Below are 15009 nucleotides of genomic sequence, written 5' to 3'. Positions count from 1 at the left end.
CGTCAGAAGTCGTCGTCGAAGCTGACCGTGCCGGTCACACCCACCTGGTACGCCGAGACCCGCCGCTCGAAGAAGTTGGACAGCTCCTGCACGTCCTGCAACTCCATGAACGCGAACGGGTTCTTGCTCTCGTAGATCGGCTGGATGCCGAGCATGGCCAGCCGCCGGTCGGCGACGTGCTGGAGGTACTCGCGCATGTCGGCCAGGGACATGCCGGACACACCCTGCCCGAGTAGGTCTTCGGCGAACTGGACCTCGCACTCGACGGCCTCGGCCAGCATGTCAATGACCTCGCGGCGCATCCGCTCGTCGAAGAGGTCCGGCTCCTCGCGGCGCACGGTCTCCACCACGTCGAACGCGAACGCCATGTGCATCGACTCGTCGCGGAACACCCAGTTCGTGCCCGAGGCGAGGCCGTGCAGCAGGCCGCGGGAGCGCAGGAAGTACACGTATGCGAAGGCGCCGTAGAAGAACAGGCCCTCGATGCAGGCGGCAAAGCAGATCAGGTTGAGCAGGAACGCCCGCCGGTCCTCCCGGGTCTTCAGCTCCCGCAGCTCGAAGACCGAGTCGATCCACTTGAAGCAGAACTCGGCCTTGCGTGCGATCGACGGGATGTTCTCCACCGCGGCGAACGCGTCGAACCGCTGCCGCTCGTCGGGCACGTAGGTGTCCAGCAGGTTCAAATAGAACTGGACGTGCACGGCCTCCTCGAACAGCTGCCGCGACAGGTAAAGGCGCCCCTCGGGGGAGTTCACGTGCTGGTACAGGTTCAGCACCAGGTTGTTCGCCACGATGGTGTCGCCGGTGGCGAAGAACGCGACAAGCCGGCTGACCAGGTGCTGCTCGGCCGGTGAGAGCCTTGCCAGGTCGGCGAGGTCGGAGTGCAGGTCGACCTCCTCGACCGTCCAGGTGTTCTTGATCGCGTCCTTGAACCGCTCGAAGAACCGCGGATAGCGCATCGGCCGCAGGGTCAGGTCCATGCCTGGGTCAAGCAACATCACTGGCACGCCTCGCAGGATTCGGGGTTCTCAAGGGAGCAGGCCACGGCGTCCGTGGGGGCGACCACCGCGACGGTGGCCTGCTGGATCCGCGTCGCGGGCCGCGACCGCAGGTAATAGGTGGTCTTCAGCCCGGACTTCCAGGCATGCAGGTACATCGAGGAGAGCTTGCCGATCGTCGGGGCACTCATGAACAGGTTGAGCGACTGGGACTGGTCCACATAGGGCGCCCGCGCGGCGGCGAGGTCGATCAGTGCCCGCTGCGGCAGCTCCCACGCGGTCCGGAACAGCTCGCGTACGTCGCCGGGCAGGTCGGCGATGCCCTGCACCGAGCCCTCGGCCCGCTTGATCTGCTCCCGGATCGGCGCGGTCCACAGTCCGCGCGCCTTCAGCTCCCGTACCAGATAGGTGTTGATCTGAAGGAACTCGCCCGACATCGTCTCGCGCTTGAACAGGTTGGACACCTGCGGCTCGATGCACTCGTAGCAGCCGGCGATCGACGCGATCGTCGCGGTCGGTGCGACCGCCACGAGCAGGGAGTTGCGCAGGCCGTTTGCGGCGATCCGCTCCCGGACGGCGGCCCACCGGTCCCGCTGGGTCGGCTCCACGCCCCACAGGTCCGGGTGCAGCTCGCCACCCGCGGCTCGGGTCTCGCCGTACGCCGGATGCGCCCCGTGCTCCTCGGCGAGGCCGGCGGAGGTCTCCAGCGCGGTCAGCAGGATCTCCTCCTGTACGCGGGTCGACAGCTCCCGCGCCGGCACGGAGTCGAACGGCAGCCGCAGCGCGAAGAACGCGTCCTGCAAGCCCATCAGCCCGAGGCCGACCGGCCGCCACCGCGGGTTCGAGGCCGCCGCCTGCGCGCTCGGGTAGTAGTTCAGGTCGATGACCCGGTCCAGGAACACCACCGCGGTCGCGACCGTCTGGCGCAGCTTGTCCCAATCGATGCCGTCCGCGGTTAGATGCGCGCCGAGGTTGATCGAGCCGAGGTTGCACACCGCGGTCTCGGCGTCGCTGTTGACTTCGAGGATCTCGGTGCACAGGTTCGACAGGTGGATCGTGTTGCCCGGTGCACCGGTCTGGTTGGAGAGCCGGTTCGAGGCGTCCTTGAACGTTATCCACCCGTTGCCGGTCTGGGCGAGCGTGCGCATCATCCGCCCGTACAGGTCCCGGGCCTTGACCGTCTTGACGGCTTTCTTCTCCGCGACGCGGTACGCCTCGTCGAAGTCCTCGCCCCACAGGTCCGGCAGGTCAGGCGCGTCCGACGGGTCGACGAGCGACCAGTCGCCGTCGGCCTCCACACGCCGCATGAACTCGTCCGGGATCCAGTTGGCCAGGTTGAGGTTGTGCGTCCGCCGCGACTCCTCGCCGGTGTTGTCCCGCAGCTCGAGGAACTCCTCGATGTCCGGGTGCCACGGCTCGAGGTAGACGCAGGCCGCGCCCTTGCGCCGGCCGCCCTGGTTGACCGCCGCGACCCCGGCGTCGAGCGTCTTGAGGAACGGCACGATCCCGTTCGACTTACCGTTGGTACCGCGGATCAGCGCACCCCGGCCGCGCACCCGGGTCCAGGAGATGCCGATGCCGCCGGAAAACTTCGACAGGCGCGCCACCTGGTGGTAGCGCTCGTAGATCGAGTCCAGCTCGTCGCGGGGCGAGTCGACCAGGAAGCACGACGACATCTGCGTGTGCCGGGTACCGGAGTTGAACAGCGTCGGTGAGCTCGGCAGGTATGCCAGGCTCGACATCAGCCGGTAGAAGCCGATCGCCTCGGCAGGCGTACGGGACAGCCCGCACGCGACCCGCAGCAGCCAGTACTGCGGCGTCTCCACCACCAGCCGGATCTCCGGGTGGCGCAGCAGGTAGCGATCCGCCACCGTGCGCAGCCCGAAGTACTCGAACCGCAGGTCACCGGCGGGGTCGACGGCGTCGTCGAGCTTGCGCGCGTTGCGGGCCACGAAGGCCGCGACATCGTCACCGATCAGGCCGAGGCCGTGCGCGTACCGGACGCACTGGCTGAAGCTCGCCACCCCCTGGCCGCGCACTTCTTTGTCCACGTAGGACGCCAGCAGCCGGGCCGCCAGCCGTGAGTACTGTGGCTCCTCACCGATCAGCTCGGCGGCGGTCTGGATCGAAAGCCGGTCCAGCTCCGCGGTGGTGGCCCCGTCGTACAGCCCGCTGATCGTCCTGGTCGCCACCCGCAGCGGATCCACCTCGTCCAGGTCGGCGACCCACCGCTCCACCGCTCTGACGATCTTGTTGACGTCCACCGGCTCGGTGTCGCCGTTACGCTTCCGGACCTGCATGTTCCCCCTCCTCGCAGCCACATCCAGAGGCCGGCGGACGCGCGGGGAGACGCCACCGGTCACCGCGCGGCGAGCCGCCCGGACCGGCTGGTGGCGTCGGCCGTCCCACGCGGCCTTCGACCGCCGCGCACCGGGTCGGTACGCGGCGCTCTGGCAGGTCGACACCATATATGGGAGTCCGATGGAAACTCCAACACCACATGGTGTGTCGGCGTGTCGCGGCGGTGCTGTACCACGGAACCAGATCGCGGCGGTGCTGTACCGCCGAACCAGATCGCTCTGATGACGCCGTTGATCGGCTGCTGGTGCGGGTGGACGGCGGGCGAGCTGAGGTGGTGACCGAGCGGCGTGGCAAGGGCCGCGACCACGTCCGGTTCATGCGCCATCGAGACCGTGGTGACCTGTACGTGGTCCCGAGCGACGCGGCGCCGCTCGTGGCCTCGGGCACGGTGGGACCGGCGGCTGTTCAACGTGTCCAAAACCGGGCACCGGCGGGGCGGCCCTTCGCCATACCCGTCTATGTGCAGCGCCAGGCGGGCGCCGAGTTCGGGGCGTTGCGCGATCTGCGGGTCGAGGCCTCGTACGACGACGGTGCGACCTGGCGCGCGGTGCCGGTCGCCGGCTCAGGGCTGGAGCGGGTCGCGTTGCTCCAGCATCCGCACGGCGCCGGCTATGTATCACTGAAGGCGTCCGCTGTGGACAGCGCCGGCAACAAGGTCGAGCAGACCATCATCCGGGCGTACGCGCTGAAGTAGCAGTGAATGGGTCCGGGTCGCCCACGTGTGGCGACCCGGACTGCTCATCCGCGAACGGCCAGCCAGACGGTCCGTTCGGTGCAGACGCTGAGGTCGTCGCGGCCGGCCAGTCCTGCCACGATCTTGTCCAGGGCGGCGAGGTCGGACGGCGGCAGCCGGTCCTCCAGCCCGTGGCGCATCCGGCTCAGGGAGACCGCGGCGTACCTCGTGGCCGCCGCCGGCAGTGGCGGCCGCAGGTCGATGTCGAAGCGGCGCTCGGTCACCGGCGTGAAGCCGGTGTGCCTCATCCGGTCACCCCAGTTTTCGTGCATGTGCAGGCCCGCCTCGTGCCGGCGCTTCGCCGATTCGGCGTGACCGCGCAGCTCCACGGCCTCGTCCGGAGTACCGGCCAGGAAGCGCGGGAACGAATCCAGCTCGGCGATCACCAGCAGCCCGCCCGGCCGCAGCGCGCCGAACGCCGAGGCGAGCGCTTTCGCGGGATCGGCCATGTGGTGCATCGAGAAGGCGGCCCAGATCACGTCGACCGGACCGAAGTCGGGCCAGGGCTGGTCCAGGTCGGCCTCGACGGTACGGATCCGGTCGCCCAGCCCAGCGGCATCGGCCCGACTGCGCAGATGGGCCAGCATCTCCGGGGTGATGTCCACCGCGGTGACCGTGGAGCCGGGCAGCTCCCTGGCGAGCGCGAGGGAGCCGGTACCGCTGCCGGCCCCCAGGTCGACGACGCGGGGGTGGTCGGCGGCCTCGCGGGCGACCCAGCCGATCACGTCGCGGAAGTACTCGTGCAGGACCTCGGCGTCAAGGTCGAGCAGCTCGATCATGTGGTCGTGTGCCATGCGGCAACGGTAGTCATGCTTTGCCCGCCTGGCATAGTATCTTGCGTATGAAGCAAGACGGTGACCTCGAGGCCCTGGTCCGGCAGCGGATCCGCGGGCTGCGGGTGGCCCGCGGCTTGTCGCTGGACGAGCTGGCCCGCCGCTGCCTGATCAGCCCTTCCACGCTCAGCCGGATCGAGACCGGCCACCGCCGCGTCGCCCTGGACCAGATGGTCACGATCGCCCGGGTGCTGGGCACGACGCTGGACCAGCTCGTCGAGTCCGACGCCGACGACGACGTGGTCATCCGCCCGCACTGCGACGACGCACGCGGCATCACCACCTGGCTGCTGTCCCGCGACAGCAACCAGACCGTCGCCAAGCTGCGGGTCACCCGCGAGGTGCCAAAAGACCTGCGGGTACATCCGGGGCGCGACTGGTTTACCGTGCTGTCCGGCACGATCGAGCTGCGCCTCGGCGAGCGCACGATCCTGGTCGGTACGAACGAGGCGGCCGAGTTTTCCACGATGGTCCCGCACGCGTTCGGCGCGCACGGCGGGCCGGCCGAGGTCCTCTGCATCCTCGACCACGAGGGCGAGCGCAGCCACCTCGACCCGGAGCGCTGATCAGTCCGGCCACGCGACGTGGTCGATGGCGAGCCATGGCGCGACGGCGAGATCCGTGGGCGTGCGCCCGGTGAACGCCTTGACCTCGCGGTGGAGGTGGGACTGGTCGACGTAGCCGCTCCGGGTGGCGACGTCGGCGGGGGTGCGGCCGGCGGCGAGCAGGTGGGCGGCGTTGTCGAAGCGCACCAGTCGGGCGGCGCGTTTGGGTGTGATGCCGAGCTGCGAGCGGAAGCGGGACCACAGGCGCTTGCGGCTCCAGCCCACCTCGTCCGCCAGGCATTCGACCCGCACCCGCCCTCGGCTGGCGAGCGTCCGCCGCCAGGTGTACCCGACCTCCGGGTCGACCGGTGGCCGGGCCGCCAAGCGCCGGCCGAGGATCTCCTCGACGATCGTGAACCGCTCGCGCCATGAGGTGGCGGCGCGCAGCCTGTCCTCGGCTCGGTCGGCGTCACGGCCCCAGACGTCTTCGAGCGCTACCGTCGTCCCGCTCAGCTCGGCCGAGGCGCCGAGCACCGCTGCCGCCGCGGCCGGCTCCAGCCGGATCTGGAGGCAGTCGCCGATCCCGCGTCCGGTCACCCGGAGATCGCCGGGCAGGAGCCCGACGACGGCGCTGCCGCGCTGGTGCCGGGCCTGGGTGTCGTAGGCGAGGCCCGCCGCCTCGCTCAGATCGACGAGCAGGGTGACGGACGGGTGCGCGACCATGGTGATGTCGACGAATGCGGGGACACGTTGGCTGAACCCAGCCATTCTGATCCCCGGCAGCCGACCCGACGGCCGGGGGACCGCGATGTCCACGTCCGACCACGCCCAGCCGCGTCGTGCACCGGTCGACAGCACGCCACAAGTCTATATAGAGCTTTCGGGGGCTCTATTCCACGACGGAGATGCGAGCTACCCGCGGTGTCCGTCGCGGTCAATGTCCGAGGTCGACACGCTCACCCGGATGGCGGTGCCGCTCCGCGCGGCCCAGGCACAAATTGCCGCCGCAGGGTCGGTTGGACGCGTGGGTGTCACGTTCGGTGGTGGTAGCGGTTGCGGCGAGGCTCTCGGTGCGGGTCAACGTGGCTGGGCGGGATGAACTCCGGTAGCCCATCGGCCGCGAGCCGGACGGTCCACTGTCCGCTGTGGATGATGCGGTGGTGGTAGCCGCAGAGTAGGACGCTGTTGTCCAGGGAGGTTGGTCCGGACTCGGTCCAGGCGCGGATGTGGTGGCCGTGACACCAGCGGGGCGGCCGGTCACAGCCCGGAAATGCGCATCCTCGGTCGCGTAGCTCCAGCGCTCGTCGCAGCGGCCCGGTGATGAGCCGGCGGGTCCGTCCCAGGTCCAGGACCTGGCCGTCGCCGCCGAGCACGGCGGGGATGATCTGCGCGTCGCAGGCCAGCTGACGGACCTGGGCGGGGCTGATCCGGCCGCCGGTGTCCAGCGTGCCGGCCTCGACCTGCTCGCGCAGCGCGGCGAAGGGGACGGTAACGACGACGTGCGGCCGCTGCCCACCACTGTCCGGCAACTGCTCGGTGCGGGTGGCCAGGTCACACACGGCGACCAACGCGTCAGCTCGCCGCTGCGCGGGTGTGCGCGGCTCGTCGCCGTCACGGTGCGGGGCGCACAGCGGGTCCAGGGCGGCGTTGACGGTGGCGGCGCCGACCTCGTCCAACCAACCGGTCACCCGCACGCGTCCATCACCGAGCCGGGTCAGCTGGAACGCCCGCGTCTGCCACGCCCGAGCTTCCTGCCGCCGCAACGCTGCGGCATCGCGGGCGTCGGCGAGCTCGGGTGCCACGTGCGCGAGGACCCGCTCGCCGGCCTTGCGCAGGATGGCCGGCTCGAACTGCTGCGCCTGACCGATCAGCACCGCCTCAGCCCGGTCGACCAAACCGGGATCGACAGGCAGGTCCCGGATCGCAGCGGCCACCACAGCCGCCTGCTCGGCATTCACCACACCGGCGACCAAAGCGGCGTCGAGAGCCGGCCGCTCATCCACAGCACGGGCCAGCTCGACCATCCGCTTCGCCGCATGCACACTGACCCGCAGATGCTCCCGCAACCACACCGGCGTGCTCGACGCGTGCCGCGCGACCGGCAAACCCCGCCCATCGATTTCTCGAATCAAATGCGATTGCGCGGCAGTGAGCGTTTGTGTGATCTGGTGAATGGTGTCCAGACAATCAACGAGCGCATCGTCGGAAAGGGGCCAGACCGAGGCGTCAGCACATTTGGCCGCAAGGGCGGCGAGCTGGGCTAACGTGTCCTCGTCCACCTAATAATTGTCTCGTGCTGCCGCCAAGACCACCAGTCATATTCGTCGATCTAGGGATTATTCGAATTTGCTTCCAGAGAAAGCCACGATAGCGGTGCATGAGGGGTGACGGGGCGGCGGGTCAGCGACCCGCTGCCGTGAAGTCCAGCAGCAGTTCACTGGTCGCCTCGGGGGCTTCGAAGGCGGGTATGTGCCCGACGCCGGGCAGCAGCTCCACGCGCGCGTTCGGCACCGCCTCGTACTGGTGCACCGACGACGGCTCCCAGCGAGGGTCGGCCGCGCCGAAGATCGCGAGTAGGGGGACCTTGAGGGCGGCGAGGCGCGCGGGCACGCTCTGCTCGGTGATGTACGCGGTGTTCTGGCGCAGCACCGACCTGAGCGTGCGGTAGGTGGTGGGCCGTAGCTCGGCGACCACGTCGTCCGGGATGTCCACCGGGCGGGCACACGTCGCGCTTATCCCCTTGCGGATCATCGCGTCCGAACGCCTCGACCAGATCAGCGGGCCGAGCGGCGGGGCCAGCAGGACCCGAAGGATGAACGGCTGCGGAAGGAACGCGTCGGGACTCGGGCCGGTGCTGATCAGCACGAGCGACCGCACCAGGTCGGGGCACTGCTCGGCGAGCGCGGTGGCGACGTAGCCGCCGCTGGAGTGCCCGACCACCGCGGCGGGCCGGAGGCCGAGGTCGTCGAGCATCGCCGCCACGCGTCTGGCCTGCGCGGGTACGTCGTACGACGGCGCGGGCGGGGACTGGCCACAGCCCGGCAGGTCGACCCGGACGACGTGGTGATGCTCGGCGAGCGCCGGTACCACCGGCTTCCATGTGCCGCTGGAGAACCCCGAGCCGTGGATGAGCAACAGCACCGGCGCCTCCCGCGACCCGTCGCGGACCACATGCATCGACTCCCTCATGCAGGCGATGATGCACGGCCTGCCGGCCATCAGTCTTGGACAAATGTCGCGAGGCCGCCCAGCGCCCCGTGGGCGCTGGGCGGCACCGGCTTCACCGGGCGTTTGCGAGCGCCCAGTCGAGGGCGGTGTCCGCGACCTGCTCCCAGCCGGGCTCGGCGCAGGTCCAGTGCGAGCGGCCGGGCAGCTCGCGGTACTCGGTGATGGTGGTTTTGCCCTTGTAGTGGTGGGCGTTCGACTTGTTTACCGACGGCGGCATGATGTGGTCGGCGCCGCCGGCGACGAACAGCAGCGGTGCCCGGTCTTCGTTGTGGAAGTTGACCCACGTCTCCTGCTTGCCGGGGGTGAAGTTGGCCAGCAGCCCGTAGGCCCAGACCCAGCTGCCCGGCGCCGGGATCGCGTACCGGTCGTACGCCGCCCGCGAGTCCTCTTCGGACAGTGTGTTCGTGAAGGCGTAGTGCCACTGCTCGTGGGTAAACCCGACGGCCTGGTGTCGCTTGGCCGGGTTGTTCAGGATCGGGAACAGCGACCTGATCTGCGACGGCGGGGTGACGTGGATGCCCTCCGGCGGCGCGGAGTCGATGACCACGCCGGCGGCGCCGTGTCCCCGGTCGAGCAGGAGCTGAGTGAGCGTGCCGCCGAAGGAGTGGCCCATGAGGATGGGCTTTTCGGGCAGCGCGGTGATGATCTTCTCCAGGTGGGCGACGGTCTCCGGGACGGTGACGGTCGCGATCGGGCTGGGGTCCGCGCGCAGCGCCTCGACCTCGACCTCGAAGCCGGGGTACGCCGGGGTCAGCACGGTGTGGCCCTTCGCCTCGTAGTACGGGACCCACTGCTCCCAGCTGCGCGGGGTGACCCACAGTCCGTGGATCAGGACGATCGTGCTCATGCGTCGTACTCCTTCAGGAAGGCGAGCAGGTCCTGGCCGAGCTGCTCCCGGTGCGTGTCGGTGATCCCGTGCGGGGCATCCGGGTACGTGACCAGCCGGGCGCCCTTGACGCGGGCGGCGGAGGCCTGGCCACCCACCGCGTACGGGACGACCTGGTCGTCGTCGCCGTGGATGACAAGGGTGGGCACGTCGATGGCGTCCAGGTCACCGCGGAAGTCGGTGGCGGAGAACGCGGCGATGCACTCGTAGGCGTTGCGGTGCCCGGCGGCCATGCTCTGGAGCCAGAACGCGTCCCGGATGCCCTGCGAGACGTTCGCCCCGGGGCGGTTGTTGCCGAAGAACGGCCCGTCGGCGAGGTCGCGGTAGGTCTGCGAACGGTCCGCGAGCGATCCGGCCCGGATCGAGTCGAAGACCTCCACCGGTACGCCATCCGGGTTGTCCGGGGTCTGGAGCATGAACGGCGGTACCGCCGAGACGAGGACCACCTGCGCGATCCGGGAAGTGCCGTGCCGGCCCAGGTAGCGGGCCACTTCACCGCCACCGGTGGAGAAGCCGACCAGCGTGGCGTCGCGCAGGTCCAGCGCCTCGATCACGGCCGCCAGGTCGTCGGCGTAGGTGTCCATCTCGTTGCCGTCCCACGTCTGCGTGGAGCGACCGTGTCCGCGCCGGTCGTGCGCGATGGCCCGGTAGCCGTTCTCGGCGAGGAACAGCTGCTGCGCCTCCCAGCTGTCCGAGTTCAGCGGCCAACCGTGGGACAGCACCACGGGCCGGCCGGTACCCCAGTCCTTGTAGAAGATCTCGGCGCCGTTGCTGGTGACGTACATGACGGTTGGTCCTCTCAGCGCGCGGCGGACTTGATGACGTCCGCGGTGACGCGCGGCTGGGAGATCATCGCCACGTGCGAGGCGTTCACCTCGGTGGTGCGCGCGCCGGCCCGGCGGGCCATGAACCGCTGGGCGGCGGCCGGGATGAGGTTGTCGTTGCGGGCGACGAGGTACCAGGACGGGATGGTCTTCCACGCCGGCACGCCCGACGGCTCGCCGAGCGTGTGCACGTCGCCGGGACGCTGGGTGGCCGCCATGAGATCCGTGGTGCCCCTGGGCAGGTCGCCGGCGAAGACCTCGCGGAAGCGGTCGGCCTTCACGTAGCCGTCGTAGCTGCCGCCGTCCGGCGTGGGGTACTGGCGCAGGTCCAGCGCGTTCTGGTCGAGCTTCGTGCCCGGGTACATGAGCTGGAGGCCCTGCAGCGTCTCGCCCTGGTCGGGGGCGAACGCGGCGACGTACACGAGCGCCTTGACCTTGGCGTTGTTCAGCGCGGCGTTGGTGATGACCATCCCGCCGTACGAGTGGCCGACGAGGACAAGCGGGCCGTCCAAGGTGGCGAGGATGCTGGCGAGGTACCCGGAGTCGGCGGAGACGCTGCGCAGCGGGTTGGCGGGGGCGATGACGCGGTAGCCGTCGCACTGCAGGATGCGGGCGACGTCGTTCCAGCCGGAGGCGTCGGCGAACGCGCCGTGCACGAGCACGACGGTGGGCTTGATCGGGCTGTGCGAGCGGGCCGGGGTGGCTGCCGCGGACGTCGCCGCCGGCAGCCCGGCGAGCGCTCCGGCCGCGACAGCGGCAGAACCGGCGATGATGGTACGGCGCGTGGTGGCCATGGTGGACCTTCCGTTGGAGTGGTTCGAGGTGCTGTACGCGCCGACCAATCTGCCGGAGGTGGGCCGCCGTCGAATCCGTACTTTGACTGTCCCCGCCGCGTGCGTCAGCCGGCAGTACCCTGGCTGGGCAGGGGGAGCCAGTGCAGGCGTTGACCGAGGTTGTCCGGCGTCGCCGCGAATGCCTCGGCCACCGCGTCGCGCCCCTGGGTGAAGTGCGACCAGCCTTCGTAGTGCACCGGGATGATGGTGCGCGGCTGTACGAGCCGGCACAGCTCGACGGCTTCCGCCGCGGTCAGGCTGTAGTGCAGCCGCCCGGTTAGCGGAAACCGCACGGCGCCCAGGTGCAGCAGTACGGTGTCGACCGTCATGCGCTCGGGCACCTCCCGGACGCCCCGGAAGAGCACCGTGTCACCGGTGATCCAGAAGACGCCGTGCTCCTGCGTCTCCCAGCGGAGCGCGAAGCCGATGACCGGTCCGGCGACCGGCCGGCTCAGCGGCGGACCGTGCCGGCACGGGGTCGCGGTGACCGTGATGCTGGGCTTGCCGGGTGCGGTGAGCTCGGTCGTCGCCCACGGGCGGAGCCCGCGTGCCCGGCCGTCGAGGCGACGCGCTCCCGCCCGGGTGGTGACGACCACCGGTGCCCTGGCGAGGAGCTTCCTGCCGGCGCCGTCCAGGTTGTCGGCGTGGTGTTCGTGGCTGAGCAGGACCGCGTCGACGGGTTCGACGTCGGCGGCGGCGAGCGCGGGGCCGCTCAGCTTGCGTGAGCTGGTTCCCCAGCCGAACGCGTAGCGGTGGCCAGGCGGGTCAAAGGTCGGATCGGTGAGAATCCGCCAGCCGGCCACCTCGATGAGCGTGGTGGGGCCGCCGATGTGCGTTACTCGTACGTCCTTCACAGGGCTTGTCCTCAGGTACGCGGGGCGGGGCGTAGGTCAGGATGTGCGGCCCCGCTCCTGGAGCGCATCCGTAGGTTTACTGCCGTTGCCGCAGTGCGTCGAGCGCCGTACGGAGCTGGGCACGACCGCTGATACCCAATTTCGGATAGATGCGGTAGAGATGCGAGCTGACCGTACGGTGTGACAGGAACAGCCGCTGGCCGATCTCGCGGTTGCTGAGTCCGGCCGCCGCCAGTATCGCCGTCTGGAGTTCCTGGGCGGTCAGCCGGTCACCCGAGGTCACGGTCCGGCCGGCGCTGTCCTCACCGGCGGCGCGTAGCTCTTCCCGGGCGAGCTGGCCCCAGGCGTGCGCGCCGAGCGCGTCGAAGCCGTCCCGGGCCATGCGCAGCGGCCCCCGGGAGTCGAGGATGTGCTTGCGCCGGCGCAGCCATGTGCCGTACGCCAGGTGCAACCGGGCTCGATGCACCGGCCAGTCGGTGAGGTCCATGGCGAAGGCGTGCTCGAACGCTGTACCGGCGTCCTCGTCGGCGGCTAAAACGGCGGTCGTGTAGGCGAGCGAGCGGTGCAACATCGGCGAGGGGAAGCGCGCGGCCCGCTCCCGGGCCCGGCTGACGATCTCCTCGATGTCCCGCTGCCGGCCCGAGCGGACCGCCGCGTCCGCCAGGTCGGGCAGCGCCCACCCGGACATGTCGAGGTGGTGGGTCGGGTCCGCCGGGTCGAAGACGCGCAGCAGGGTGTCGAGGGCCTCGTCGTGGCGTCCGGCGGCGTTCGCCGCGACACCACGGGCGTGCTGGGCGGCCTCGGCGGCGAACCGCACGCCGGCTACCAGCGGGCTGGCGAGCACCGCGTCGGCGAGCCGGATCGCCGCGTCGCTGTTGCCGCTCATCGCCTCGTGCAGCGCCCGGCTGGCCCGGGCGGCGACGACCCAGAAGTGCTCGCCGGTCTCCTCCGCGAGCGCCTCGGCCTCCTCCGTGTCCGCCCGCACCGCCGGCCAGTAGCCGAGCCAGAGCCGGACGAAGCCGGCGGACGAGAGGGTGCGCGCCAGCAGCGCCCCGCGTCCCTGGGCGCGGTACCCGGCGGCCACGGTGGCCATGAACGACGAGCCGGTGACGAAGTCGCCGAGAATCAGGGCCGCCTCGCCCAGGTACCGCATGCCGTCGATGTCGGTGCGGTCCGGGATCAGCGTGGGGAGCTGCCGCAGGACATCCGGGCCGAACACGTCCGGTTGGGCGTACGCCCCGATCGCGAGTGTCCGGGGGTCGTCGTCGGCGAGGTCGAGCTTGCCGAGGACGGTGGTGACCTGGGCCCCGATCTCCGGCGGCAGGCAGGCCCACCAGCAGCGTGACGCGGCCCGCCAGCACAGCGCCGCGGCCAGATCGGTAGCGCCCGCCACGTGGGCATCCAGCGCGAGGTCGCAGAGCATCTCGATCCGGGCGGTGTCGCGTACGTCGCCGGGCTCCACGATGTCGCGGACCAGCGCGAGCCGCCCACGGCCGGCGGCGTCGCCCTGCTCGGGGTCGGTCTTCGCGATCAGTTGCGCGGCGATGCGCCGGTCGTGCAGCTGCGCGGCCAGGTCGGCGGCGCGCAGCAACAGCGACGAGCGCCGGGCCGGGTCACCGGTGAGCTCCGCCGCGCGGTCGAGGCCGGTGACGGCGGCCCCGAGGGCGCCGCGCTCCAGGGCTCGTCCGGCCGTCGCCTCCAGCTCGCCGCTGACTGTCTCGTCGGCGCCGAGGGTCGCCGCGCTGCGGTGCCAGGCCTGCCGGTCCGGGTCGCCGGGGAGGGCGCCGGCGAGCGCGGAGTGGATGGTGAGCCGGGCGATGTCGCCGACCGAGCGGTACACCCCGGAACGCACGAGCGGGTGGCGGAAGCGCAGCCGCTGTGCCTGGACCTGTAGCAGTCCGGCGTCGATGGCCGGCTGGATGGCGGCGGCGGTGACCTCGGTGCCGGTCAGCGCGCCCGCGACGGACAGCAGCGCCGGCAGTGGGCAGCCGGCGTCGGCGGAGAACACCGCCATGACCGCCCGGGTCGCGGCCGGCAGCTGCGCGAACCGGTCGGTGAACGCCGTCTCCAGGCGCTCGTTGAGCGGCAGCAGCTCCGGCAGGCCGGTGCCGGCGTCGGCTGTGACAAGGCGGGGGAGTTCCACGAGTGCGAGTGGGTTTCCGGCCGCCTCCGCCAGGATCCGTCCGCGCAGGACCGGGGGCAGCTCGGGCGCGTGGTCGCCGAGCACGCGCAGCGCGGACTCGTCGTCGAGCTCGCCGAGGTACAGCTGGCTCAGGCCGGTGCGGGCCAGGACGCCGGTGTGCTGGGCCCGGACCGCCATCACCGCCGCGATCGGCTCCACCGTCAGCCGCCGGGCCACGAAGACCAGCACGTCCAAGGTCTCCGGGTCCAGCCAGTGCGCGTCCTCGGCCAGGATGAGCAGCGGCGTACGCGCGGCGCGGTCGCCGAGCAGCTCCAGCACCGCGAGGCCGACGGAGAACAGGTCCGGGCGGGCGTCCTCCTCGCCGAAGGCGCCGCGCAGCGTGCGTTGCAGCCGTGGCGTCAGGGCCGGCAGGTCGCCCAGCAGCGGGACCAGGAGCTGGTGCAGCCCGGCGAACGGGAGCGCCGCCTCGGCTTCGGCGCCGTTCGTCTGGAGCACCATCATGCCGGCGTCGGCGGCGATGCGCCGGGTCGCGGAGAGCAGCATCGTCTTGCCCATCCCGGCATGCCCGCGTACGACAAGCGCGGCGCCCCGGGCGGCGCGGGCATCGCTCAGGAGATCCGCCACCACGGCGAGCTCGCGGTCACGGCCGTGCATCACCGGCGGCTGGCCATCCACCCGCACCATCACACCGACCCTCCTTCACGGCCCGTACGGCGAGCACTGTCGCACCGCTACGGGGGCGGAAGTGTGCTGCGGGCGCACAGTTCTGCC

The 15009-nt window shown here is 70.9% G+C and carries 13 protein-coding genes; 2 read left to right on the top strand and 11 right to left on the bottom strand.

All coding sequences use genetic code 11. The features are described from left to right. Positions 1–2: 2 nt before the first annotated feature. Positions 3–998, bottom strand: coding sequence for a ribonucleotide-diphosphate reductase subunit beta (locus Pflav_RS13670; protein ID WP_173036508.1), 996 nt, complete (start codon positions 996–998; stop codon positions 3–5). Continuing rightward, complete coding sequence (locus tag Pflav_RS13665; RefSeq protein ID WP_173036507.1) at positions 998–3298, bottom strand: ribonucleoside-diphosphate reductase subunit alpha; 2301 nt, start codon at positions 3296–3298, stop codon at positions 998–1000. Before Pflav_RS13665 ends, Pflav_RS13670 begins: the two co-directional genes overlap by 1 nt. A gap of 335 nt (positions 3299–3633) precedes the next feature. On the opposite strand from Pflav_RS13665, the gene Pflav_RS13660 reads away from it, so the two are divergent. Then, complete coding sequence (locus Pflav_RS13660) at positions 3634–4053, top strand: hypothetical protein (RefSeq protein WP_197938430.1); 420 nt, start codon at positions 3634–3636, stop codon at positions 4051–4053. A gap of 44 nt (positions 4054–4097) precedes the next feature. Here the strand turns inward: Pflav_RS13660 and Pflav_RS13655 are convergent, their stop codons facing one another. Next, on the bottom strand, positions 4098–4886 hold the full coding sequence (locus tag Pflav_RS13655; RefSeq protein WP_173036506.1) for a class I SAM-dependent methyltransferase: 789 nt from the start codon (positions 4884–4886) through the stop codon (positions 4098–4100). A gap of 47 nt (positions 4887–4933) precedes the next feature. Here Pflav_RS13655 and Pflav_RS13650 point away from each other — a divergent pair, with 47 nt between their 5' ends. After that, the gene (locus tag Pflav_RS13650; RefSeq protein WP_173036505.1) at positions 4934–5491 is read left to right on the top strand and encodes a helix-turn-helix domain-containing protein; all 558 of its coding nucleotides are present in this window, start codon (positions 4934–4936) and stop codon (positions 5489–5491) included. Here Pflav_RS13650 and Pflav_RS13645 read toward each other — a convergent pair whose 3' ends face one another. From Pflav_RS13645 to Pflav_RS13610, 8 genes are all read right to left on the bottom strand, one after another. Beyond that, a complete protein-coding gene (locus tag Pflav_RS13645) occupies positions 5492–6328 on the bottom strand; it encodes a helix-turn-helix domain-containing protein (protein WP_232071360.1) in 837 nt (278 codons plus the stop codon). A 173-nt stretch (positions 6329–6501) separates the two neighbouring features. Further along, entirely contained in the window at positions 6502–7749 is a 1248-nt protein-coding gene (locus tag Pflav_RS13640) for an HNH endonuclease signature motif containing protein (protein ID WP_173036504.1), read from the bottom strand. A gap of 121 nt (positions 7750–7870) precedes the next feature. Then, positions 7871–8659, bottom strand: coding sequence for an alpha/beta fold hydrolase (locus Pflav_RS13635; protein ID WP_232071358.1), 789 nt, complete (start codon positions 8657–8659; stop codon positions 7871–7873). Between the two features lie 91 nt (positions 8660–8750). Next, on the bottom strand, positions 8751–9545 hold the full coding sequence (locus Pflav_RS13630; protein WP_173036503.1) for an alpha/beta hydrolase: 795 nt from the start codon (positions 9543–9545) through the stop codon (positions 8751–8753). After that, the gene (locus Pflav_RS13625) at positions 9542–10369 is read right to left on the bottom strand and encodes an alpha/beta fold hydrolase (RefSeq protein ID WP_173036502.1); all 828 of its coding nucleotides are present in this window, start codon (positions 10367–10369) and stop codon (positions 9542–9544) included. The genes Pflav_RS13630 and Pflav_RS13625 overlap by 4 nt, the downstream gene beginning before the upstream one ends. Before the next feature lie 14 nt (positions 10370–10383). Beyond that, complete coding sequence (locus Pflav_RS13620; RefSeq protein WP_173036501.1) at positions 10384–11202, bottom strand: alpha/beta fold hydrolase; 819 nt, start codon at positions 11200–11202, stop codon at positions 10384–10386. Between the two features lie 104 nt (positions 11203–11306). Then, positions 11307–12095 carry an MBL fold metallo-hydrolase gene (locus tag Pflav_RS13615; protein ID WP_173036500.1) on the bottom strand — a complete coding sequence of 263 codons (789 nt, stop codon included), beginning with the start codon at positions 12093–12095 and terminating at the stop codon, positions 11307–11309. Positions 12096–12171: 76 nt separating this feature from the next. Next, a complete protein-coding gene (locus tag Pflav_RS13610; RefSeq protein ID WP_173036499.1) occupies positions 12172–14922 on the bottom strand; it encodes an ATP-binding protein in 2751 nt (916 codons plus the stop codon). Positions 14923–15009: the final 87 nt, after the last annotated feature.

The sequence above is a fragment of the Phytohabitans flavus genome, from assembly GCF_011764545.1.
Lineage (GTDB): Bacteria > Actinomycetota > Actinomycetes > Mycobacteriales > Micromonosporaceae > Phytohabitans > Phytohabitans flavus.
The sequence above is the reverse complement of the archived record's forward strand: the minus strand, read 5'-3'. Positions and strand labels throughout refer to the sequence as shown.

What these genes read in the sequence shown, in the direction of transcription:
- Pflav_RS13665 (WP_173036507.1), bottom strand. Translation starts at nt 3,298, where the DNA reads ATGCAGGTCCGGAAGCGTAACGGCGACACCGAGCCGGTGGACGTCAAC.
- Pflav_RS13650 (WP_173036505.1), top strand. Translation starts at nt 4,934, where the DNA reads ATGAAGCAAGACGGTGACCTCGAGGCCCTGGTCCGGCAGCGGATCCGC.
- Pflav_RS13620 (WP_173036501.1), bottom strand. Translation starts at nt 11,202, where the DNA reads ATGGCCACCACGCGCCGTACCATCATCGCCGGTTCTGCCGCTGTCGCG.
- Pflav_RS13655 (WP_173036506.1), bottom strand. Translation starts at nt 4,886, where the DNA reads ATGGCACACGACCACATGATCGAGCTGCTCGACCTTGACGCCGAGGTC.
- Pflav_RS13670 (WP_173036508.1), bottom strand. Translation starts at nt 998, where the DNA reads ATGTTGCTTGACCCAGGCATGGACCTGACCCTGCGGCCGATGCGCTAT.
- Pflav_RS13625 (WP_173036502.1), bottom strand. Translation starts at nt 10,369, where the DNA reads ATGTACGTCACCAGCAACGGCGCCGAGATCTTCTACAAGGACTGGGGT.
- Pflav_RS13610 (WP_173036499.1), bottom strand. Translation starts at nt 14,922, where the DNA reads ATGGTGCGGGTGGATGGCCAGCCGCCGGTGATGCACGGCCGTGACCGC.
- Pflav_RS13630 (WP_173036503.1), bottom strand. Translation starts at nt 9,545, where the DNA reads ATGAGCACGATCGTCCTGATCCACGGACTGTGGGTCACCCCGCGCAGC.
- Pflav_RS13635 (WP_232071358.1), bottom strand. Translation starts at nt 8,659, where the DNA reads ATGAGGGAGTCGATGCATGTGGTCCGCGACGGGTCGCGGGAGGCGCCG.